The sequence below is a fragment of the Paraburkholderia sediminicola genome, assembly GCF_046027825.1.
In the GTDB taxonomy this organism is placed as follows: domain Bacteria; phylum Pseudomonadota; class Gammaproteobacteria; order Burkholderiales; family Burkholderiaceae; genus Paraburkholderia; species Paraburkholderia sediminicola_D.
Genome location: NZ_JAQQDU010000039.1, coordinates 53,734 through 76,820 on the forward strand (window position 1 = coordinate 53,734; position 23,087 = coordinate 76,820).

16 protein-coding genes are annotated in these 23,087 nt (G+C 61.5%); 9 read left to right on the forward strand and 7 right to left on the reverse strand.

Going from position 1 to position 23,087, the window contains the following annotated elements:
• Positions 1–126 precede the first annotated feature (126 nt).
• Positions 127–1,182 (reverse strand): beta-keto acid cleavage family enzyme, encoded by a 1,056-nt coding sequence (locus PQQ96_RS21575; protein WP_408296260.1) that lies wholly within the window; start codon positions 1,180–1,182, stop codon positions 127–129.
• Between the two features lie 207 nt (positions 1,183–1,389).
• Between PQQ96_RS21575 and PQQ96_RS21580 the strand changes: the two genes are divergently transcribed.
• Complete coding sequence (locus PQQ96_RS21580) at positions 1,390–2,391, forward strand: AraC family transcriptional regulator (RefSeq protein WP_408296263.1); 1,002 nt, start codon at positions 1,390–1,392, stop codon at positions 2,389–2,391.
• A gap of 108 nt (positions 2,392–2,499) precedes the next feature.
• Here the strand turns inward: PQQ96_RS21580 and PQQ96_RS21585 are convergent, their stop codons facing one another.
• Positions 2,500–3,792, reverse strand: a complete 1,293-nt coding sequence (locus PQQ96_RS21585) for an MFS transporter (RefSeq protein WP_408296265.1) — start codon at positions 3,790–3,792, stop codon at positions 2,500–2,502.
• Between the two features lie 68 nt (positions 3,793–3,860).
• Entirely contained in the window at positions 3,861–4,595 is a 735-nt protein-coding gene (locus PQQ96_RS21590) for an SDR family NAD(P)-dependent oxidoreductase (RefSeq protein WP_408296268.1), read from the reverse strand.
• Positions 4,596–4,792: 197 nt separating this feature from the next.
• Between PQQ96_RS21590 and PQQ96_RS21595 the strand changes: the two genes are divergently transcribed.
• Together PQQ96_RS21595 and PQQ96_RS21600 are read left to right on the forward strand one after the other, a co-directional pair.
• Positions 4,793–5,617 (forward strand): SDR family NAD(P)-dependent oxidoreductase, encoded by an 825-nt coding sequence (locus PQQ96_RS21595; protein ID WP_408296271.1) that lies wholly within the window; start codon positions 4,793–4,795, stop codon positions 5,615–5,617.
• A gap of 301 nt (positions 5,618–5,918) precedes the next feature.
• Positions 5,919–6,230, forward strand: coding sequence for a high-potential iron-sulfur protein (locus PQQ96_RS21600; protein WP_408296274.1), 312 nt, complete (start codon positions 5,919–5,921; stop codon positions 6,228–6,230).
• A gap of 133 nt (positions 6,231–6,363) precedes the next feature.
• Here PQQ96_RS21600 and PQQ96_RS21605 read toward each other — a convergent pair whose 3' ends face one another.
• Complete coding sequence (locus tag PQQ96_RS21605) at positions 6,364–9,873, reverse strand: pyruvate carboxylase (RefSeq protein ID WP_408296276.1); 3,510 nt, start codon at positions 9,871–9,873, stop codon at positions 6,364–6,366.
• Positions 9,874–11,375: 1,502 nt separating this feature from the next.
• On the opposite strand from PQQ96_RS21605, the gene PQQ96_RS21615 reads away from it, so the two are divergent.
• Both PQQ96_RS21615 and PQQ96_RS21620 read left to right on the forward strand, forming a co-directional pair.
• Entirely contained in the window at positions 11,376–11,873 is a 498-nt protein-coding gene (locus PQQ96_RS21615; protein ID WP_408296279.1) for a MaoC family dehydratase, read from the forward strand.
• A gap of 2 nt (positions 11,874–11,875) precedes the next feature.
• A complete protein-coding gene (locus PQQ96_RS21620) occupies positions 11,876–13,606 on the forward strand; it encodes a PHA/PHB synthase family protein (protein ID WP_408296282.1) in 1,731 nt (576 codons plus the stop codon).
• A gap of 4 nt (positions 13,607–13,610) precedes the next feature.
• On the opposite strand, the gene PQQ96_RS21625 is transcribed toward PQQ96_RS21620, so the two are convergent.
• The 3 genes from PQQ96_RS21625 to PQQ96_RS21635 form a co-directional block, all read right to left on the reverse strand.
• Positions 13,611–13,802, reverse strand: coding sequence for a hypothetical protein (locus PQQ96_RS21625; RefSeq protein WP_408296284.1), 192 nt, complete (start codon positions 13,800–13,802; stop codon positions 13,611–13,613).
• Between the two features lie 9 nt (positions 13,803–13,811).
• The gene (locus tag PQQ96_RS21630; RefSeq protein ID WP_408296287.1) at positions 13,812–14,936 is read right to left on the reverse strand and encodes a porin; all 1,125 of its coding nucleotides are present in this window, start codon (positions 14,934–14,936) and stop codon (positions 13,812–13,814) included.
• Positions 14,937–15,152: 216 nt separating this feature from the next.
• Positions 15,153–17,852 (reverse strand): winged helix-turn-helix domain-containing protein, encoded by a 2,700-nt coding sequence (locus PQQ96_RS21635; RefSeq protein WP_408296290.1) that lies wholly within the window; start codon positions 17,850–17,852, stop codon positions 15,153–15,155.
• Between the two features lie 235 nt (positions 17,853–18,087).
• Here PQQ96_RS21635 and PQQ96_RS21640 point away from each other — a divergent pair, with 235 nt between their 5' ends.
• From PQQ96_RS21640 to PQQ96_RS21655, 4 genes are all read left to right on the forward strand, one after another.
• Positions 18,088–19,080 carry a hemerythrin domain-containing protein gene (locus tag PQQ96_RS21640; RefSeq protein ID WP_408296293.1) on the forward strand — a complete coding sequence of 331 codons (993 nt, stop codon included), beginning with the start codon at positions 18,088–18,090 and terminating at the stop codon, positions 19,078–19,080.
• Positions 19,081–19,103: 23 nt separating this feature from the next.
• Positions 19,104–19,478: a BON domain-containing protein gene (locus tag PQQ96_RS21645; protein WP_408296296.1), complete on the forward strand. Its 375-nt coding sequence runs from the start codon at positions 19,104–19,106 to the stop codon at positions 19,476–19,478.
• A gap of 504 nt (positions 19,479–19,982) precedes the next feature.
• Positions 19,983–20,984: an AraC family transcriptional regulator gene (locus PQQ96_RS21650; RefSeq protein WP_408296299.1), complete on the forward strand. Its 1,002-nt coding sequence runs from the start codon at positions 19,983–19,985 to the stop codon at positions 20,982–20,984.
• Between the two features lie 247 nt (positions 20,985–21,231).
• Complete coding sequence (locus PQQ96_RS21655; protein ID WP_408296302.1) at positions 21,232–23,034, forward strand: acyl-CoA dehydrogenase; 1,803 nt, start codon at positions 21,232–21,234, stop codon at positions 23,032–23,034.
• Positions 23,035–23,087: the final 53 nt, after the last annotated feature.

Consider the following 23,087-nt stretch of genomic DNA (forward strand, 5'->3'; position numbering starts at 1 on the left):
GCGCCCTTTTTCCGTGACGGACAAAAGGGGCCGATTTTTTGTGTCGCACCCCCAGGGTCGCCGGGGGGCCTCCTTCTTCAACCGCCATCAGCACGCGATGTCATGCCGATGGCGAGTACTGCCTTGTTACGCCGCGCGCAGCGGCAGGTTCTTAACGCCTGCCTTCCGGTTCGGTGCCATGCCGTTGGCCGCGAGTGTCTCGTCGACCGTCTTGTACTGCACGCCGATCTTGTAGATCTCGCGCGCTTCCTTGCCGCTTGCGATCTCGCGGCCCAGTTCGCGGGCCACGCGCACGCACTGCTCGATCTGCTGCACCGAGGTCATGCGGTTGCCGTGCTGGTCGATGATCGTATCTTCGATGCCGCAGCGCGGGTGCAGGCCCATGGCCATCGCCATCATGTTGAACGGCAGGACGTTCTTCAGCAACGACTCGGCCGTGACCGTGCCGCCATCCGGCGCACGGTGAACGAAGTTGAAGAAGTTGTGCGGGTTCGGACCGTCAAAGCCACCGCCGATGCCGATCCACGTCAGGTTCAGCGGCCCCTTGTAGACGCCCTTGCGCACCAGGCGATCGAGCGTTTCGAGCGCATGGATACCCGTGAGCTGGAAGTGCGGCTGGATGCCCGAGGCCTGCAGGCGGCGCAGGTGCTCCTCAACCCAGCCCGGACCCGCGGGCACCGTCATTTCGCTGTAGGCCGACATGAGCGCGGGATTGGCCAGCGACGTGCCTTCCAGGTACTCCGGATAGAGCAACTCCATGATGTTCATCTGCGTGGTGTTGATCGCGACCGTCACCTGATCGGGCTTCGGGTCGAGATCGGCCAGCATGTGACGCGTGTCGTCGGACAGCCACTTCGCAGCCTGGCCGTCGTCTTCCGGTGCAAACGAGATCGAGCCGCCCACCTGGATGATCATGTCCGGTACGGCTGCACGCACGCCTGCGATCAGTTCGTTGAATTTCGACAGGCGTTTGGAGCCCTTGCCATCCAGTTCACGTACATGGAGGTGCAGCACGGTCGCGCCGGCGTTGTAGCAGTCGACGGCCTTCTGGATCTGCTCGTCCATCGTCACCGGAATGTCTTCAGGAAAATCCTCAGGCATCCATTCCGGGCCGTACGGAGCCGTCGTGATGACTACCTTGTCCTGATTCTCCGGGTGCAGCGAGTCGTCGAGAAATTGCATCGTTTCCTCCAGAAATAGTTGGCTGTTTTTACTTCCGCGTCAGGGGCACATCGACGCGTCAGGAAATGGATCAGTGAGGCGAAGATACGGCAATCCGCTGATACGGATTTCGTTTTTGGCGACAATGATTTATGATTTGACGACACTGCGCGTTAACACTAATCCCTCGCTAACGGGCTTCGCGCATGGAAAAAGGAAGGAGACGGGATGCAAAGCATGGTGAGGTCGTCGACACTGCACGGGTATTTCGACGTGGCGAGAGGCTTGGGTCTCAACCCCTATGAACTGGTGCAGGAGGTCGGTCTCGACGCCGTGGCGCTGGCGAATCCCGATGAACGGATCCCGGCTGACGGCGCCTGTCGGTTGCTCGAAGCGACGGCGGAGAAAGCCTCGTGTTCGACACTCGGGCTGCTGATCGCGCAAACCCGCCAGCAGTTCGGCAGCGGCGTCATCAACGTTCTGCTCGCCCACAAGCGCACGCTCCGGGAGGTGTTGCTGGCCGCTGCCCAGTACCGCTATCTGCTCAACGAAGCGCTGGGTGTTTACGTCGAAACGACCGGCGACACGGTGACGATCCGCGAAGAGATTGTTGCCGAACCGGGCACCCCGACAGTCCAGGCGATTGAACTGGCCGTCGGCGTGTTGTCCCGCCATTCCAGCGCGCTCCTCGGTGCCCACTGGAAACCGCACAGCGTGCACTTCACCCATGCGGCGCCGCCCGATCTCACCTTTCATCGGCGGTTCTTCGGCTGTCCGGTCACATTTGAAAGCGACTTCAACGGTATCGTTTGTGCGGCGGCGGACCTCGATTATGCGAATCCGAATGCAGACCCCGTGCTGGTCCGGTATGCGGAAAATCTCGCCAATCCGCTCAACAGTTCGGCGGCAAATTCAATTGCGCTGGATGTGCGCAAGACGATCTACCTGCTATTGCCCCTCAGTCAGGCTTCAATCGAACTGGTGGGGCATCAACTGAATCTGACGGTACGCACCCTGCAGCGCCAGCTTGATTCGGCCGGTTCCAGTTTCTCGGGCATCGTTGAAGAAGTGCGGCGTGATCTTGCTGTGCGCTACCTGCTCAATCCACGCTATCCGATCGGCCGGGTCGCCGCCCTGTTGGGCTATACCAACCAGGGGGCGTTTACCGTCTGGTTCCAGAAACGCTTCGGTATGACGCCCCGTGAGTGGCGCAGTCGCCACCGAAAGTGAATATGCACGGGGGGCGTGATGGCGTCTGCAACTATAGAAGGTCGCGGGGGCCGGACTGGCCACGAAGAGTTCGCCCCTCCTGGGCCGCGAGCGTCAGGAACTGTCACCCTAATGCGCGGCATCCGGCAGGTCGCGCAGATAGGTCCGCCGGCAAAGCGCAAACGCAATGGCTGCCGGAATGGACACCAGTTGCGCCAGTTGAAGCGCGCCGAGCAAGCCCATCTTGTCCGCCAGCACGCCCGTGATGAATGGACCCGGCGCCGCGCCGATCAGGTTGTATGCCAAGGCAAGGATTGCGAGAGCAGTAGCGTGAACAACGGGATTCGCGAGGTTGGCGACTGACGCGCCTGCAGGCCCCCACGGACCGGCTGCCACCAGCGCGCCGACCGCGATAAGGATGATTTGCGCATGGCCTGCAGGCAGGCGGAACGCGACGGAGAGCACCCCACACGACAACAGGCAAAAGCCGATGCCAAATGAGACCTTGCGGGCTGGAGCGCCACGGCCCATCCAGTCAGTCAGCCCCCCGCAGAGCGTCATTCCGATACCGCTCAGGACGAACATCCCTGCCGCGGACATAGCCGCCTTGCCCGGCGCCATCCCGTAGTAACGGTTGAGATAGCTCGGCATCCAGGCCAGCAGGGAATAGAGCGCGAAGGACTGAAGGCCACCGCCAACGTAAGCGCAAATCAGGGCACGCGAGCCGAAAACACAGCGAAGCGTGTCCCAAACCGAAAGGCCCACGCCTGTGCGCACGGCAACACCCGGGTGAACGTGACGTGCCAACCTGCGCTCCGTGACGGTCAGGCTAAATACAGCGGTCACAACCAGCCCGACGACGGCCATCACCGAGAACGCCGCGCGCCAGCCATAGTGGGTCGCAACGGAGCCGCCGAGCGCCGTGCCGAGCACCGCGCCGAAGATCCCGGCCGATGTGAAAGCGCCCGCCAGTGTCGCGCGCACCTTGGGTGGAAAGACGCTCATGATGACGGCCAGCCCGACGCTGCCGTAGGCCGCCTCGCCGACGCCGACAAAGAAGCGTGCAGCCAGCATCTGGCCGTAGTTCGCTGCGAACCCGCAGCACAATGTGGCGATACTCCATACCACCGCCATCAGCGCGATGCTACGCGCACGGCCCCTGCGATCCGCCAGCAACGACAATGGCATGGTCAGTAACCCGACCATCAGCGCCACCACGCCGCTCAAGCTGCCCAGTTGGGCATCCGTCAGGGTCCACGCGGCCTTCAGTTGAGGAAACACGGCGCTCAGTACCTGCCGCGACATATAGTCAGAAAGAAGCAGGCCAAGTACAAGCGCAAATACCGCCCACGGATAAGCCCGTGAGCGTGGTGACGCGCCAGCCAGATTGGCGCTCGCGGTTTCGGCCAGATTCAATCCCATTGCGATTCTGCTCCTGTCGGTTATGACGCTTCTGCGTTCTGGCGTGCGTTTAGCGCGAGCCGAAGCCCTCAGGCGCGGCGCATCAGACTGAAGCTTTGTGCGGATGGGCCGCCATCCGGCTGGCTGGCAAGGAACATGGCGAGTGGCACGACGTCCTCCGGCTCCTTGAGCCACTCTGCATTGAACTGACACTTGCCGCCAAAGTCGGTCATCGCGGTACGCACGGGCCCAGGGATCAGCTCATTGACACTGATGTTGGCGTCGAGAAGCTCCAGCGCGAGGGTTTGTGTAAGCAGCCACATTCCCGCCTTTGAGCAGCCATAGGCGGACAGATTGGCATTGGGACGCTGCCGCAGCCCCGAGCCCATCAGGATCAGCTTGCCCGCCCCGCTCCGGCGCAAATGCGGGATCGCCGCGCGTGCGGTATTGAACGCGCCAACGAGGTTCACGTCGATCACCTCTTTCCAGAGTTTCGGGTCAGAGTGTTCAACCGTCCCGGTCACGTTGCCCACACCCGCATTGGCGAGCACGATGTCCACGCCGTCGAACGCCTGAACTGCTCCCGAAAACAGCGCCTCGACCGATTCGTAGTTCACTACGTCTGAGGCAATCGCGATCGCTCGACCGCCCTGCGCGGCAATCAACGCGACAGTTTCATCGATCTCCCCGCCTGAGCGTGCGCTGCACACGACAGCTGCTCCCGCTTTCGCATAGGCAAGCGCGATAGCGCGGCCGATACCGCGACCTGCGCCTGTGATGACAGCGACTTTTCCTCGCAGCGATGTGTCCTCTACCGAATTCATTTCCCTCTCCAGAATCAACGGATGTTGTCGAGAAGCTTATCGGTCTGCTCTCGGGACGGTACTCCTGAATACCCGGCCCCCCGTTGCTGGGGGGAGCCTTCAGGCGACGACGCCGGTAGTCTTCTGGCGCATGGGTCGGATCATCCGTTCTCCCCCGGCCGGCTTGAGTTCGATCGCAACCTGAAAGGAGCAGTCGTATGACACTGGATAACAAGATCGCCCTCGTGACAGGCGCTGCCCGAGGCCTCGGAAAGAGCATCGCACTGGCTTACACCCGTGCCGGCGCCCAGGTCATTATTTGCGACGTCAACGAGGAAAACCTGAACGCAGCGCGTGAAGAGGTGACTGCTGCGGGGCCACACGAATGCATCGCTCAGGTATGCGACGTTTCCTCCAGCGCTCAGGTGGCGCAACTCTTCGCGAGCATCGCGGCGCGCTTTGGTCGACTGGACGTGCTGGTCAACAACGCGGGAATCGGGCCGATCGGTCCCGAGGACGACGCGCGGCGCAACAGGCACTGGGACTACATGACAACGCCCGTGCCCAGACAGGCGCTGGGCTTTACCAGCTCGATGTCAGACGAACAATGGCATCGCTACTGGGGCGTCAACGTTCACGGCGTGTTCTACTGCACGCGCGAAGCATTGCGGATCATGGAGCCGCAAGGCAGCGGGAAGATCATCAACATTGCGTCGATTGCCGGGATGTCGACCATCAGTGCCCATAGTCCGCACTATTCCGCGACGAAGGGGGCAGTGATTACATTCACGCGGACGGTGGCGGCAGAAGTGGCCGGCGGGAACATCTACGTGAATGCGATCGCGCCGGGCGGCATCCAGACGCCTGATTTCGAAAAGTACTTCGCCCGCTCCACCGAGGAGCAAAAGAACAGGCTCATGCAACTGATCCCGCTGGGCCGGTTCGGCAAGATGGAAGAATACGCCTCGCTTGCCGTCTACCTTGCGTCAGACAATCACTATCTGGTCGGCCAGATCATTTCACCCAACGGCGGCGCAGTCTGAGCATCGTTCTATACAACCGATCAATTCGTTCTGTATTCCGCGTTGGAATAGAGAACCGGTCGTCGCGATAATCCCTCCTTTTTCTCGCCACTGAAATAGCGAGAACGCGCCGTCGGCCGCAGCCTTGAATCGCACTGTCAGTGTCACCCTCTCCGACAGTGGGCAGGTTTCCCCATCGGGCGCCGGTGCCGGGATCGCCAATTCGCAGTGCGTAGAACTGTTACTGCACGGCGATACGAAGTTCTGCATCGGCTGGCACGTCGAAGGCCCGCCCCCCACCCTATAAAAGAAAGGAGCCTACATGCAATCATCACGTCGTCACTTCATGATACTGGCCGCTTCGCTGGCCTCATCCGTTGCGCTGTCAGGCAAGGCGTCGGCCGAGACGCCGATGGTTTCCGAAAGCGATCCGACCGCACAGTCGCTTGGCTATAAGGCGGACGCGACACACGTCGACAAGGCTAAATATGCGAAGTATCAGCCGGGCCAGGCGTGCGCCACCTGTCAGCTCTATCAGGGCAAGCCAGGCGGTGCATCAGGTCCATGCGCAATTTTCGCCGGTAAGCAGGTCTCGGCGAAGGGGTGGTGCAGCGCGTACGTGAAGAGGGCCTGACGCCGCATCTGACAATGGCCCCCTGAGCCTGCCGCTAACACAACTCACGTTGTGTTAGCGGCAAGACTGCAGCCAGGCGTTTTTTCAAGTGCACACCGCATGAATGCGGCGCGCACTTGTCGCGCCTCCCCGATCAGCCCTCGCTCTTCAACTCGATCAGCAGATCCTTCGCGGCCACACGGTCACCCGCCTGGACATGCACGGCGGCAATCTCGCAGTCGCGCTCCGCCGCAATGTGGGTTTCCATTTTCATCGCTTCCAATGCAAGCAGCGTCGTACCGGCTGCGACCCGTTGCCCCGGCTGCACCGCAACGGTCACGATCGAACCCGGCATAGGTGCTGCGATATGCAGCGGATTCGAGGGATCGGCTACCGGGCGGCTATGACGTGCCGGTCCCGCGTGTGCGGTAGTGCGTTGCTCGATCAAGGCCGTGCGCGACTGTCCATTCAACTCGAACTGAACCTTGATCATCCCGGACTCGGTATCGACATTCTTGCCTTGCAACGCGACGAGCAAGGTTTTGCCCGGCGCAATATCGATCGCCACTTCCTCCTGCGGCTGCAATCCATAGAGGAATGCCGGCGTCGGCACCACCGAGGTATCGCTATAAGCGCGCAGGTGCGTGAAGTAGTCGCCTGTCTGTTTCGGGTACATGAGGTAGGAAGCCAACTGCTGGTCGTCCAGTTCGTGTTCGCAGTCAGCCTTGCCCTGCGTACGCGCTGCTTCCAGATCGACCGCCGCAAGCGCGTCGCCAGGCCGGTAAGGTACAGGCGGCTCGCCCCTCAGCACCTTGCGTGACAGTTCCACCGGAAAGCCGTCGGGCGGGAAGCCGAGCTCCCCCTTGAACAGAGAGACAACGGACTCGGGAAACGCGACTTCCTTGGCGGGATCGCACACGTCGGCGGCGCTGAGGTCGTTGGCCACCATCATCAACGCCATGTCACCGACCACCTTGGAGGTCGGCGTCACCTTCACGATGTCGCCGAACATCCGGTTGACCTCGGCGTAGGCGCGCGACACCTCAGTCCAGCGATGTTCGATACCGAGCGAGCGCGCCTGCTCGCGCAGGTTCGTGTATTGGCCGCCGGGCATCTCGTGGCGATAGACATCGGCGGTGCCGGCGCGGATTTCCGATTCGAACGGCGCGTAGTAGCGGCGCACGCCTTCCCAGTACATCGACGCTTCATGCAAGCGCTCGAGACTCAGCCCTGGATCGCGCTCGCTGCCCGCAAGCGCCGCGGCGATGCTCGACAGGTTCGGTTGCGACGTCAGGCCGCTCATCGCGTCGAGCGCGCCGTCCACTGCATCGCAGCCGGCATTGATCGCGGCAAGCGCTGAAGCCGCCGAAATGCCGCTGGTGTCGTGCGTATGGAAATGTACGGGCAAGCCGGTTTCTTCCTTGAGCGCTTTCACGAGCGCCGCGGCGGCCTGTGGGCGGCAGATACCCGCCATGTCCTTGATACCCAGGATGTTCACGCCAGCCTGTTGAAGCTCGCGCGCGATACCCACGTAATAGTTCAGGTTGTACTTCGAGCGGGCGCCGTCGAAGAGATCGCCTGTGTAGCAGATCGCCCCTTCGCAAAGCGCACCGCTTTCGCGCACCGCATCGATTGCCACGCGAATGTTGCGCACCCAGTTTAGGGAATCGAAGACGCGGAACAGATCGACGCCGCCGCTTGCGGCCTGCTGGACGAAGAACCGTACGACGTTATCCGCATAGTTCGTATAGCCCACTGCGTTCGAGCCGCGCAGCAGCATCTGGAACAGGATGTTGGGCACCCGCTCGCGTAACAGCGCGAGGCGTTGCCACGGATCCTCCTTGAGAAAGCGCAGTGCCACATCGAAGGTCGCGCCGCCCCAGCATTCCATCGAAAAGAGCTGCGGGAGCTCGCGGGCGTAGAACGGCGCGATCGGCAACATATCGGCCGTGCGCATGCGCGTCGCGAATAACGACTGGTGCGCGTCGCGCATCGTCGTATCGGTCAGCAGAACCTGCTTCTGGTCCAGCATCCAGCTTGCGAACTTTTCCGGACCGAGTTCGCGCAGGAGATCGCGCGTGCCCTTGGGCAGCGCGGCTGCGGTGTCGACGGCCGGCACCACCGGCTTGCCCAACGGCAACCCGGGCAGTGTGCGGCCACTCATCTCAGGATGCCCGTTCACGCTCACGTCGCCCAGATAGCTCAACAGCTTCGTCGCGCGATCCCGTCGCTTCGTGAATGCGAGCAGTTCCGGCGTCAGGTCGATGAAGCGCGTCGTGACATCGCCTCGCCCGAAGGCGGGATGATTGACGACGTTTTCGAGGAATTGCAGGTTCGACGCGATACCGCGAATCCGGAACTCACGCAGCGCGCGGTCCATCCGTCGGATCGACTCGGCAGCGGTCGGCGCCCACGTGGTCACCTTCACCAGCAGTGAGTCGTAATACGGCGTAATCACCGCGCCGCCATAGGCGGTGCCGGCGTCGAGGCGAACGCCGAATCCCGCCGCGCTGCGGTAAGCGGTGAGCCTGCCGTAATCCGGCAAGAAGCCATTCTCGGGATCCTCGGTCGTGATCCGGCATTGCAGCGCGTGGCCGTTGAGCGGAATGTCCGGTTGCGCCGGCACACCCGCCGCGCGCACGCTGACGACACCGCTCTCGTCGAGCGTGTCTTCGATCATGCCGATCCTGCCGCCTTCCGTGATACGGATCTGCGCCTTGACGATATCGACCCCGGTGATCATCTCGGTGACCGTATGCTCGACCTGGATGCGCGGGTTCACCTCGATAAAGTAGAACTGGCCGGAGTCGGCATCCATCAGGAACTCGACCGTGCCTGCATGGGTGTACCCGACCGCGCGCATCAACCGCAGCGCCGAATCGCAGAGCAGCGCGCGGCCGGCCTCATCGAGGTACGGTGCGGGGGCGCGCTCCACCACTTTCTGATTGCGCCGCTGCACCGTGCAATCGCGCTCATGGAGATGCACGAGATCGCCATGCCTATCGCCGAGGATCTGCACCTCGATGTGGCGTGCATTGCGCACCAGCTTCTCCACATACACTTCGTCGTTCCCGAACGCTGCCAGTGCTTCGCGCCGGGCTGCGACGAGCGCGGATTCGAGATCGCCCTCGCTTTCCAGAACCCGCATCCCTCTGCCGCCCCCGCCCCAACTCGCCTTGAGCATCAGCGGGTAGCCGATTCCGGCTGCGAGGCGCTTGCATTCCTGCAGGTCGTTGGGCAATGGCGGGGTTGCCGGCATCACCGGCACACCGGCCGCGACAGCCGCGTTGCGGGCCGCCACTTTGTTGCCAAGCATGCGCATCACCTCGGGCGACGGACCGATCCAGCGGATTCCGGCATCGATGACCGCCTGCGCGAAGTCGGGATTCTCGGAGAGAAAGCCATAACCCGGGTGGATCGCGTCAACCTTTGCCTGCCTCGCGATACGCAGGATGTCGTCGATGTCGAGATAGGCGGCGAGCGGCTTTTTGCCTTCACCGACCAGATAGCTCTCGTCCGCCTTGAAGCGATGCAGCGCGAGGCGATCCTCTTTCGAATAGATGGCGATCGTGCGGATGTTCATCTCCGCGGCGGCACGCATGACGCGAATGGAGATTTCCGAGCGATTGGCTATCAGCAGGGATCTGATCAGAGGATTATTCATTGTCTGTAGAAGCGAAACAGTCGAGGACGCAGATTCAGGCGACGTCAGTGACGAGGTAGTGCGAATCCATCCAGTCGTAGCCTGATCGCCCGTTTGCCCAGGCCCAGTTGGTCCGGCCATGGTTTGCCACGCTTTCGGGACGATCGTCTGTCGCCAGATTGGCTTCCATCCTACCCCCGTCTTCCGGAGACTCGACGTATCGCGTCGCCGTTCCGTTTTGTCCGTCATTAGTCATCGCTGGATTTCCCGATTGAAAAAGCTGACTGCAGCAATACGCCGCTCTCTGGACAGCTACCTGCAAGGAGTGGGCCATGGCTACACCCCGCATCTAGATCACTGATTTAAAAGAACAATTATTTATGGACGGTGCGATGCCAAGCTCAAAAATGAAATGCGGATTTCATTTTTGAGATCACACGCTGCATGCGCCGGTCGCCAACGCTGAGCGCATTGAAGTGCAATGAAGCGAAAGTAAAAGCAGCGTGGGCGCAACGGGTCGACGTCGCGCACTCCGACGGTCGCTGCCCTCCCATGAGGAGGGGGGCGACAAGGAACAGCACGCCCTAGACTTCACCCATGCAATCAGGGAAAGGCCTGGACACGCCGCCCACCGCCAGACGCGGAAAAAATCATTGGACACAACCGTCTCGATGATTTCGGGCATGCGGCGTTCCTGATCGCCTTGGCGCTAGGCAGGCGCCCGGTGTTACTTTTCAGGGAGAGCGTCATGCGAAACGGTGAGAGTTCTTTGCGGAGGTTGATCGACAAATGGCTTGGGCACTGCGGCGCGGGGACCGTGCAAGTGATCGAGTTCAGTCGTACATCTTCGAATCGAAGCCGCTATATACGCGTTGGCGGAGGCCGCTCTGAACGTTCGTTGGCGATTACCTTCTTCCGGCATGGCGACGGCTCGTGGAACGTGTTCCCACCAAGGAGCCAAACACTGATGATGAGCACGTCGTTGCTCGCAGCATGAGCGCAGCGGGCCTGAATAGATTGGCCACCCGATCCCGGTCCGAAGCGAAACGCTTTTGCATCCGTATCAATCGGATTCCTACCTTTTTGAATAACACCGCACGGTGAGAACCGTCGACAACATTGAGCACGACGCCACCCGTCGCCGGACTGTCGATCGGCAACCGGACCCGTTGCCCCGCGCAATGAGGTGAACACGCATCGGCGCTCCACCTGCTTCGCAAGTCGTGGCCAACTTTGTCAATAGATGGTCCGCTTTAGATAGTCGATTCGGGTCCAATCGGGACTACGATCGGCTCAACGGCTAGCGCACCCGGGCGATCAACTTTGCCCAACCCGCGTCCCTTCGTCGATCGCTTTCTGGAATTCCCTCACGAGCTATACGGCGCCTATCACGGACGTGCTGTTTGTCATCAATCAAATTGTCCACTTCGATCGCGTGTCGACACGCCCGGCTTTCGAGGCGTTCGGAAATAGACAGGGTCAGTCCATTCATTCAGTTTCAGTACTAACGAGTTGAGAAAACGATGAACGAAATTGGCGGTTACGACTTTGAAGACCTGGAAGCCGGCATGAGCGCCACCTTTGCGAAAACCATTACGGAGGCGGACATCCTGCTCTTCGCGGCCGCATCGGGCGACAATAATGCCGTTCACATCAACGAGGAATTCGCGCGGACCACCGCATTCAAAGGGCGCATTGCGCATGGAATACTGAGCGCAAGTGTGATTTCCGCGGCCCTCGCCGGGCGCCTTCCGGGCCCCGGCACCGTGTACCTCGGACAGAACCTGCGTTTCAAGGCACCGGTGCGGCCTGGCGATACGGTGCATGCAACGGTCGCAGTCAAAGAACTGCAGCCGGAGAAGAGCCGCGTCGTGATGTCGACCGTCTGTACGGTTGGAGGAAAAGTGGTGATCGACGGCGAAGCAGTCGTCATGACCACGTCCCTTGCGCGGCGCCTGGCTGAACGCGTGATCAGCGCCGAACCGGCTGCAAGTGTGAGTCAACCCATCGAGGCGCTGTGACCATGTCATTCAACGTACCGACTGAATATGTACAGGGGTTCTTCAAGTCCGGGCAGCAGTTCTGGCGCGCCATGGCCGGTCTGGATGCGAATGACGATTCTCCGGACAGCACGCACACTACGGCGGAGCCCCCGGAAGCACTGGCCGCTCCAGTGGCGCTGCTCGAGGCGCACTCGGCGTACTGGCCGCAATTGGCGTCGGTCTGGACCCGCACGTTGGCCAGCACAATGGGCGCGGAAACGGAGCCCGTGATTGCCCCGAAGCGCGGCGATCGACGCTTTCTTGCCGAAGACTGGCGCAAGAATGCCTGGTACAGCCTGCTCAAGCAGAACTACCTGCTCAATGCGCGGTTGCTTGAAGATGTCGTCGACGCGGTAGTTCTGAGCGATAAGGACAAACAGAAGGTCGAATTCTTCACGCGGCAATTCATCGACTCGCTAAGCCCAGCCAATTTCGCCGCGACCAATCCCGAGGCGCTCAAGCTCGCGTTCGAATCCAGCGGCGACAGCTTGCGTGGGGGCTTCACGAACCTGCTTGGCGATCTGCAGCGCGGCACCATCTCCATCACGGACGAGACCGCTTACGAGGTCGGACACAACGTGGCGGCGTCCCTGGGCGCTGTCGTGTTCGAAAACGATCTATTCCAGTTGATCCAGTATGCTCCGCTCACCGACAAGGTAGCCAAACGCCCATTGGTGATCGTGCCGCCTTGCATCAACAAGTATTACATTCTCGATCTGCAGCCTGAAAATTCCTTTGTGCGCTTTGCCTGCGAACAGGGGATGACGGTGTTCATGGTGTCGTGGCGCAATCCGGACGCCGCGATGGCGCATACGACTTGGGACGACTACATCGAACAGGGTGCGTTGACGGCCATCAACGTTGCGCTGGCGATCACCCGCGCCGATCAGGTCAACGCGGTGGGCTGGTGCGTGGGCGGCACCATTCTGTCGTCGGCCACGGCGATCGCCCGAGCCCGTGGCGAAGACAGCGTGGCTAGCATCACCTTGCTCACCACGATGCTGGATTTCGAAGAACCAGGCGAGCTGGGCGTCCTCATTGACGAAGCGGGCGTCGCTCAGCGTGAGGGTGCAATCGGTCGAGGCGGCATCTACTCCGGCAAGGAGCTTGGGTTCACGTTCCAGACATTGCGAGCAAACGATCTGATCTGGCCGTACGTCATCGACAACTACCTGAAGGGCAAGTCGCCGCCGGCATTCGACCTGCTGTACTGGAACGCCGACAGCACGAATCTGCCGGGGCCCATGTACACCTCGTATTTGCGCAACATGTACCTGGAGAACAACCTGTGCAAACCGGGGCGCTTGACGATGTGCGGCACGCCCGTCGACCTGGGACGCATCGACACTCCGACCTACGTGCTGGCCACCGAGGAAGATCACATCGTGCCGTGGCGATCGGCTTATCGGTCCACACAACTGGTTGGCGGCCCGGCTCAGTTCGTTCTCGGCGCGAGCGGCCACATCGCTGGGGTCGTCAATCCTGCGTCGAAGAACAAGCGAAGCTTCAGGGTCAGCGGTGATTCGACCGGCGATCCGGATGCGTGGCTGGCGTCATCCGAAACGAGGCCGGGTAGCTGGTGGACCCACTGGATCGAGTGGCTGAAGCCGTACGCTGGGGAGTCGGTCAAGGCGCGCACGAAGCCGGGTAGCGCCCGCCATAAGCCGATCGAACCGGCACCCGGGCGCTATGTGAAAGTGCGCATGACATAGTTTTTCAGCGCTGGATCCATTCGCCGGCGCCTTCACGCGCGGCCTGCCGCTCGACTCCGGGAGTCACGAAATTCGGGCGGCGGCGCCGATTGCGATACGCAAACGGCATGCTCACAGATAACGCCGCGACCTCATCCGCGGACATCGGCCTGGCGATCAGGTTGCCCTGTATTTCATGGCATTCCTGATCGTGCACACAGTCGGCTCAGAAGCTGTGGCGCAGGCCGATCATGGCCGCCGTCGTCGTCACGCCAGGCGCCACCGGCTGACCGTAGACGATCGTCTGATTCATGGTCCCCTTGTTATTGACGTGACCGACCTGCGCGTAAACCATGGTTCTGACGGAGAGCTTGTATTCGGCGCCGAGCGCAATTTCCGTCGAGCGATTTGCCGAGTTATTGTTGTCTTTCAGGTAGTAGAGACCTGACGTCACCTGAAACGTCGGAGAGAAGCGATAGCCCAATCCCGCGGAATAGAGATCGATATTGACCTGATTGCTATGCGCAGGATTCTTGCCGTTGCTGTACGACGCCGACACCGAGAAACCGTGAAGCGTATAAAGCGCGCCGAGATAAACAAACCGGTTGTTGTCGAGTCCGGTCAATGGCGCATTAGGCGCCGGATTCGTATCATGTCCGTTGTAGTACACAGCAGACAGACTCAGACCGTAGTTCGAGTACTTGAGCACGGCGGACTCGCGCGTTCCCCCCTGAACCTGGCCCGCCACGCCGCCGGGCGCGTATTCCAATCCGATCGAAGCGCCGCCGAAAGAGGGCGACTGGTAAACCAGCGCGTTGCTGTCGTACAGTGCGCCGATTGGCGCGTTGGTGCTGGTGCCCTGCCAACCGGCGGACTGGTTCATCCCGAGCCACGCGGTCAGGATACTGCCGAAGTATTGGGAGGACCGTACGTCCGTCTCGGCCATGGCATAGATCATCGGGACGATCTGCCGACCCGCGTTGAACGTGCCGATCGGTCCTGATACGCCGATGGTCGAAAACTGATTGAACTGAGCCGCGACGCCTGATGTATCGCTGAGGCCGGACTTGCCGGTGGTACTGTCGAACGAACCCTGGAGCCTGAAATTGACGTCATAGCCGCCGCCGATATCTTCGCTGCCCTTGATGCCCCACAGGCTCGAATAGATGCCGCCATCCTTGAGGCGGTACACCGCTCCCGTATTGGGCGCCTTTGGGTTAAACGACGCTGCCGAACTACTCTGGTACAAGAAGCCCGAATCGATGGTCCCGTAAAGCGTCACCGAAGATTGCGCGTGAGCCGCGCTCGCGAATGCGAGAAGCGCGGCCGCTCCGATCAGTTTCACCTGCATTTTGTCTCCTGATAGTTTTGTTTCGACAGCGGCCAGCCCAGGAACAATCAGGGTGTCGGAGGGTGTGTTCTCTTGTACGGAACATCTCTCCTGCGCTGAATTCGCGTCATCGTGGCGCGTCGTGCAGATGAGAATACGGAAAGCAGGCCATATGGGCCCCTCCCAAAGCGGGAGGGGCGGCGGATCCTGGTGAACAGCGCGCCGCCCAGCGCCAACTCAGGCGCCTTCGAGCAAACCCAGCACCAGCGCTCTTCGAACCGCATGCTTTCGCGAACTGGCGTCGAGCTTTCCAAAGAGATTCTTGAGGTGCCACTTCACGGTGCCCTCTCCCACTGCGGCCGCGACCGCGATCTCCTTGTTCGACATATTGCGCGCCAGCAGTTCCAGGACTTCGCGCTCTTTGGGCGTTAGGACAACGCTCGGGACAGCCCGCGGCGCGGCAGCCTGACGGCCCAGTGGCGGCACGGCGATGCGCACTGCCGCAATCGCGCGGGTGACGCCGTCTGGTTCAGGCTGCTCTTCGCTGACTCGCCGTGCCCAGTCCGCGAGCGCGGGATGCGCGTCGGCCAGCGTACGAGTCAAACGGAACGTCTGCGCGAGATTCATCGCCTCGCGAAGCAGTGCGAGCCCATTTGCGCCGGACTGATCCAGCGCGAATGCGCGCAGCGCCATGATCTCGATCTGATATCGACCCAGCTTCATCGCCTCAGCGGCAACGCCTGCCTTGGCGAGGTCGTCAAGAGCCTGCGGCCAGCGGCGCGCCGCAATGGCAGCGCCCGCATGCGCCAACCCGACTAGCAGCCCGACCGACTGCCCCCACAACGGCCCCTTCTTCGGCGCCTCCTCGGTCACCATGTCGTCGATACGCCGCACCAGTGCGTCGCACATTTGCGCGCGATATCGGCCCGCATGAATACGCACCTGTTCAGCCATGCTGGCAATACACAGGCGCGGCAGGCGCCGGCTCACGCCCATCGCGTACATGGCCTCGAGGAGATCGAGGGCCCGGTGTTCGCTGCCTTTGGCCGCTGCAATGCGCGCCGCGGTACGGTAGGCAAACAACACGGTGTCTGGCGTACCGCCTCGCTCCAGAATGTCCAGCCGATTAGCCAGCAACGCGGCGGCCTCGTCGATACGATCGGCTTCATAGCTCAGCGCGGCGCATGTCGCGGCAAACATGCATGAGAGCGGATGGCGGCGGCCAAGGTCCACTTCCGCGCTTGCCAGTGCCGGACGGAGCACCTCCTCGGCAAGCACGAGTTGTCCTTCCCACACGTAGCTGAAGCCAACAATGTAATCGCCCCAGCGCACCACGTAGCCGATCCCTTTGCCGACTTTGGAACGCTTTGCCGCCATCTGGAACCGACGCGCCTGCGCGGGCTGACTCTGAAGAATCGCGCGTAACGCGAGACGGTTGGCGTGAACCTGGGCGCGCCAGGAATCGCCGTCGGGAGCAAACTCGGCCCAAGGTGCGAACATATCCACGAACCGGTCGATCTCGTCAGCGTAATAGGTAGCAGCGCCCAGGATGAGCGTGCATTCATAGCGCAGTTGAGAATCGGCATCGGGACTGGCAAGCACGCGCTGCACCTGAAGTTCCGCCTCCTCATGCCGCTCACCCAGCGCCAATGCCCACGCCGCCGCCAGCAACAAACGCGGACGCCGCTCGAGTTCATCCGCAGGCAGCAGATCGAGCCATTCGAGAACCGCACTCAGGCGCCCCTCCTTGACCGCATCATGCAGGCAACGCTCCGCCAGGTCGTAGGCAAGCTGGTGCTGACCCGCGGCGTGAGCATGCCTTGCTGCCTGTTCGATCATGCCGTGGCCGTTCAGCCAGGCAGCGGCCCGACCATGCAGCGCAGCCCGTTCGGCGGCGGGCACCTGAGCGAGGCGGCCTTGCAGGACGTCGCGCACAAGCGTATGAAGCCAGCACCACGCGCCGTCTTCAGCGGTAATGAACACGGGCGTCTCGCGCACGAGACGTGCGAGCCGCTCAGGTGCCTGCGGGTCGCCGGTCAACGCCTGACAAAGCTCCGGGTGCATCGAATCCAATAAGCTGGTGCAGGTGAGGAAATCAGTGTCTTCCGACGACAGGTCCGCGATCAAAGTCCCGACGAGGTGTTCACCCAGTCCGCCTCGATTGGCCGCCATGGTCTCCACGACCGTCCGGGGATCCGGGGCGCGCGCCATGGCCGCCATCGCAAGCTGCAACCCAAGCGGCCAGCCATCCGTCAGCTCGAACAGCCTCGCGCACGCGTCGGTGTCGAAACGCGACCCGAACCGGTTGGCGACCAGTCCGATCGTCTCTTCGAGACGAAAGCGCAGCATCTCGGGATCGACCAGAATGCATTGCCCGTAGGCGATCAGATCGGCCACTGCGGTATCGATTCTGCGGCGCGCAGCGACGACCACGCGAAGATTCTGCGGGGCATTATGCAAGACATAAATCAGCGCGGTCAGACCGGCATCGGGGAGACGTTCGCCCTCGTCGACGATCAACAGAACATCACCCGAAAACTGCGCGACTTCCGCCAGCCAGGCTGTCACGCCATCCAGTCCGCCGACCGATCCGATCGCGCCGTCAAGCAGCAGGCGTCCGAAGGCGGGACGGCCGCAGCCGGCCCGCATTGCATGGACAAGCCCCTGGATGAGCCGCTGAGGATCATCCCGCTCATCCACTGAAAGGAAGGCGACCGCGGCACCACGCGCGAGGTATTCCCGCCGCCATTGGGCAAGCAGAGAAGTTTTGCCGTAGCCAGCCGGCGCCTGCACGAGAGCGATTGATCGATCGCCGAAGTGCAACGCGTGCGCCGCCAACCGGTCACGAACCAGCAGATGGGCCGGCGCGCGCGGCGCGATGGTCTTCAGGACGAGCTCGGTGGCTACACTACCGGCGCCTGTAGGCGTTGATGCCATCTTGCGGGGCCTGTCGAGGCTCCTGACGGCCATTGCGGGCTGCCGCAGGGAGCGGATTAGGGGGAGGATTCAAGCGTACCACCCGAATGCCTGAAGCCCCTCCCTCCGTGGGAGGGGTGAGCGAATCGACCTCGGACTAAGATGCCTTCCAACAGACCTCCGACGCGAAGCAAGTTGGTGAGTTCGAAACGGCTCAGCAGGATCTGCAAACGTCGAATGCGGCACAAGGGATACCATGTATCGACACTTTCTCGTCCCGGTGGGCGACATTGGTTCATGCATTGAAGCAGTTGGTCACGCAGTCGCGTTTGCCCAGTCAATGGGCGCGCGCGTCACCTTCATGCCCATACTGTACCAACATGCCGCCACGCACCATCACCAGGACTGGCACGTACAGGGTACGACCGGTGACGCCTCGCGCGCATGCAACCGCGCATACAACGTCAGGGAGCGCGCATTGGAACTGCTGGCGCGGGCCGAGGCGGCGGCGCGCGCGCAGGGCGTGCCGTATTCGTCCATCGCTGCGAGCGAGGACACGTCGTTTGACGGCATCGTCGAGGCGGCGGTTAAGTCTGGCTGCGATCTGATTTGCGTCGCCCCGGGCCAACGGCTGGGACAAGCGGGCGACGTCGTGTTTGCGCCGTCCGATGGCGCTGGTGCGGGCGAGCTGCCAGTCCTGATATGCGCAGCCGACCGTCGACCGGCGGCCTCGCGTGCGATCGGCGTACTCCTCGACAAACACCGCGCCATCGCCGACACCCTCCACGCGCTGCTGGGCATGCTTCGCACTGCGCGAGCCGCCGGCCAACAGCCCGAGTCGATATCGATACGTGAGGCGGTCAGCCGCCTGCGCGATCTGCAGATAGGCCGTCATCGTCTCAAGCAGAATGCCCGGTTTTTCTCGCGACTGCGTGAGCGCACTTCCATTGCGGATGCCGAACTTGATGAACTCGAGTGCCAGCATCAGCGCGACGAACAACTCCTCGACGAACTCACTGGACTCACCAAACTCGTTGAGCGTGACCCGCAACCGGGTGTCCCAGTTGACCGACTTGAACAGGCTCTAAGCGTTTACGCGCAATTCACCTGGGAGTATCTGGGCCGCGAAGAAGGCGTGGTACTGCCGGCCGCGCGGCGCTATTTACGCGACGAGGACTGGAACGATATCGCGACGGCATTCGACGCAACGGCTGCGGATTCCGCCACGGTAAAGCCGGGTCACACCTAACCAATAAAACTGGAGATAAATGGATGAAAAAAGCAACTGCACTCAAATTGGCTGCTAGCGGAATATTCGCGCTGGCGTCTATCGGCGCGTGGGCTCAGTCTGACCAGACACCCGCTGCTTCAATCGGATCGGCCAAACCGGCGTCGGCTGGAGTCGATGCCAAAGCCGCCAAACGAGCGAATCGCGAACTAGCCAAGCAGGTTCGCGCGACTATTGCCAAAGAAAAGAGCATCAACGCTGCCAACATCAGCGTGAAAGCGAAAGGCGGCGCGGTAACGCTTTACGGAACAGTGCCGGCAGCGTCCCAGATCGACACAGCCGCGGCAGTAGCGAAAACGGTCCCAGGTGTGACATCGGTCAAGAATCAGATCACGATTCAGAGGACGTTCGACCAGTAGCCTCCATTCGGGAGAGTGCGTATTTTCCCCACGGAATCAGAACGATTCCGTGGATTCTCGCGATCACCTGAAACCCCTCGCCGGGCAGCGGCAGTATTACTTTCACGCTTTGCGGCGTGGCACTGGCGCCGACGTTCCATCGAACTCATTCAATCACTTAATCCCCCTATAATTATGGATTCCAAATCATTTACATCTGATCTAGATTCAGACGAAATCAAGGCAAACTCCAGTGCGACCGGTATCCACCCTGTTGCAAAAACCGAGCACGAAAGAAACGCACAGCAAGCTGAAACGCCGGCCACACGCACGCCAAAACCAACTTGGGCCTGGGCTGAAAGTTCCGGGCACTTCGACTGGATGGACTGGCATACCCCCTCTACCCTCCCGCCCCTCGCTGACTTTGACCTGTAGAGACAGGTACCCCTGTTACCTGGTCTGAACGGTGCCGTACAATGACGAACGATCGTGGTGAACCGACATCAACGAACTTCGTCAACGCCCATGCATTCACCCAGCGCCACTGTCCCGATCTCACTCGTCAACGGCTTCCTTGCCGCTGCGGGTGCGCACCCGGGTCTGGTCGCCAAATACCTGGACGAGGCCAGCATCTCTCCTGCGCTCCTGACTGAACCGGGCGCGCGAGTCACAGAGGAACAGTTTTCTACGCTATACCGTGCGCTCGCCATTGAATTCGACGATGAAATGCCGGGCATTTTCGCCCGTCCGATGCGCAGCGGCACACTGAAGTTTCTCTGTCTGAGCCTGCTCGATGCGCCCAATCTGGAAACTGCCATGCATCGGTTTGGGCAGTTCTTTCACATCGTCCTCGATGACTTCAGGTTCGAATCGCGCAGGGACGGCCTGATCGCGTGCGCGGCCCTCCACCCCGATGCATCGTCAAGCGTCAGCATGCTTGGGCAGCAACTCATGTTAAAGCTCGCACACGGTGTGGCATCGTGGCTGATCGGCCAGAAGATTCCCCTGCTGCAAGTCGAGTTCGCGTTTCCCTGCCCCCCGCACACGGTGGATCATCTGTACCTGTTCCCCGGACCAGTCCATTTCGACTGCCAGCAAACGCTGATGCGCTTCAGCGCCGCGTATTTCGACATGCCCATCCGCCAGCGCAAGACGAATTTGCGCAAATTTCTCGCCCGGGCGCCCGAGGACTGGATTTTTGTTTCCTTCAGCGAGCAGCTCACGAGCCACCGCATCCGCCAGTACCTCGCCTCCTGTTTGCCGGATGTGCCGACCGTTGAAGACGCCGCGCGGAGTTTTCACTGCTCGGTCCGCACGTTGTGCCGGCGCCTCGCCGCAGAGGAAACCGCATTCCAGACGCTGAAGGACGAACTGCGGCGTGATATCGCGATTCAACGACTCACCGGTACCAACGACGCAATCGCCGCGATCGCGGGCGATGTCGGCTTTGACGACCCCACTGCCTTTCATCGGGCCTTCCGCCACTGGACTGGCAGCACGCCTGGTGAGTACCGCCGGCAACCCTGAGCGCGCCCCTACCCGCCTCCTGGGAACATCGAACGACAACCGGATCCGCCGACCCGCGCAATGGGGTAAACGCGTATCGGTGACCCGCCTGCTTCGCAAGTCGTGGCCGAATATGTCAATAGATGGACCGATTTAGGTAATCGATTCCCGTCCAATCGGGACTACGATCGGGACACTGTTACCGCGCCGGGCCATCAAGTCTGCCCTGCCCGCGTCCCCACTTCGATTGCATTTCTGGAAATCCACCATGAGCTATACGGCGCCCGTCAAGGACATGCTGTTTGTCATCAATGAACTTGCCCATCTCGATCGCGTGTCGGCGCTCCCGGGCTTCGAGGACGCCACCGCCGACACAGCGCAAGCCGTGCTCGACGAAGCGGCAAAGTTCAACGCGGACGTGATTGCGCCGTTGAATTTCGAAGGCGACAAGAATCCGAGTACCTGGCGCGACGGCGAGGTTGTCGCCACGCCGGGCTTCAAGGAAGCCTTCCGCCAGTTCGGCGAAGGCGGCTGGCAAGGTGTCGTGCATCCCGTCGAATACGGCGGCCAGGGCTTGCCTAAACTGCTGGCGACACCCTGCATTGAGATGCTGAACGCCGCCAACCTGTCGCTGGCCCTGTGTCCGCTGTTGACCGACGGCGCGATCGAGGCGCTCCTGACAGCCGGCACTGAAGCGCAGAAGCAAGCCTACGTGCCGAAGCTGATCTCCGGTGAGTGGACCGGAACGATGAATCTGACCGAACCCCAAGCCGGCTCGGATCTGGCCTTGGTACGCACGCGGGCCGAGCCCCAAGGCGACGGAACGTATCGCGTGTTCGGCACCAAGATCTTTATCACGTGGGGCGAACATGACATGGCGAAAAACATCGTCCATCTCGTGCTGGCTCGTACGCCCAATGCGCCCGAGGGCGTCAAGGGCATCTCACTCTTTGCCGTACCGAAGTTTCTCGTCAACGAAGACGGTTCGCTGGGCGAGCGCAATGACGTGCATTGCGTGTCGATCGAACACAAACTCGGCATCAAGGCGAGCCCGACCGCGGTTTTGCAGTTCGGCGATCATGGTGGCGCAATCTGCCAACTGATCGGCGAGGAGAATCGCGGCCTCGAGTACATGTTCATCATGATGAATGCGGCCCGCTTCGGCGTGGGTGTACAGGGTATCGCCGTTGCTGACCGCGCGTACCAGAAGGCCGTTGCATATGCGAAGGATCGCGTGCAAAGCCGGCCGGTGGATGGCTCCGCGAAGCAGTCCGTGGCGATCATTCAGCACCCGGACGTGCGTCGCATGCTGTTGACCATGCGCGCGCTAACCGAGGGCGCGCGTGCGCTCGCCTACGTCGCAGCCACGCATAGCGACATCGCGCATCGCCACGCGGACGCAGCCGTGCAGGCGGAACACCAGGCCATCTACGAATATCTCGTGCCGATTGTGAAGGGCTGGAGCACGGAAATCTCGATCGAAGTGGCGAGTCTGGGCGTGCAGGTTCATGGCGGTATGGGCTTCATCGAAGAGACGGGCGCTGCACAGTACTATCGCGACGCCCGCATCCTGACGATCTACGAAGGCACCACGGCGATTCAGGCGAACGATCTGATCGGGCGCAAAACCTTGCGCGACGGCGGCGCGGTGGCGAAGGCAATCCTCGCCCAGATTGATCGGACGCTGGGAGAACTGGAAGGCTGCACATCGTTCTCGTCCAACCCTGCGTTCCGGTCGCTGCACAAGCGGCTCACGGCCGGCCGCCAGGCTCTCGCGAACGTCGTGGAATTCATGCTCGCCAACGCCAAAAGCGACCCGAATGCGGTATTTGCCGGCGGTGTGCCGTACCTGAAGCTGGCTGGCATCGTCCTGGTCGGCTGGCAGTTTGCACGTGCCCTGTTGGTGGCTGCTGAGAAGCACGCCGAGGATGAGTCGTTCTACGACTCGAAGATCACAACCGCTCACTTCTTTGCCGATCACGTCCTGCCCCAAGCCGTCGCGCTTGAGGCATCCATCGTCAGCGCGAAGAACAACGAAGGCATGTTGGCGCTGAGTGAAGACCAGTTCTAAAGAAAAGGCATCGCATCGTGACAGACACAAGTCTCATTGAACAGTACGGCCCG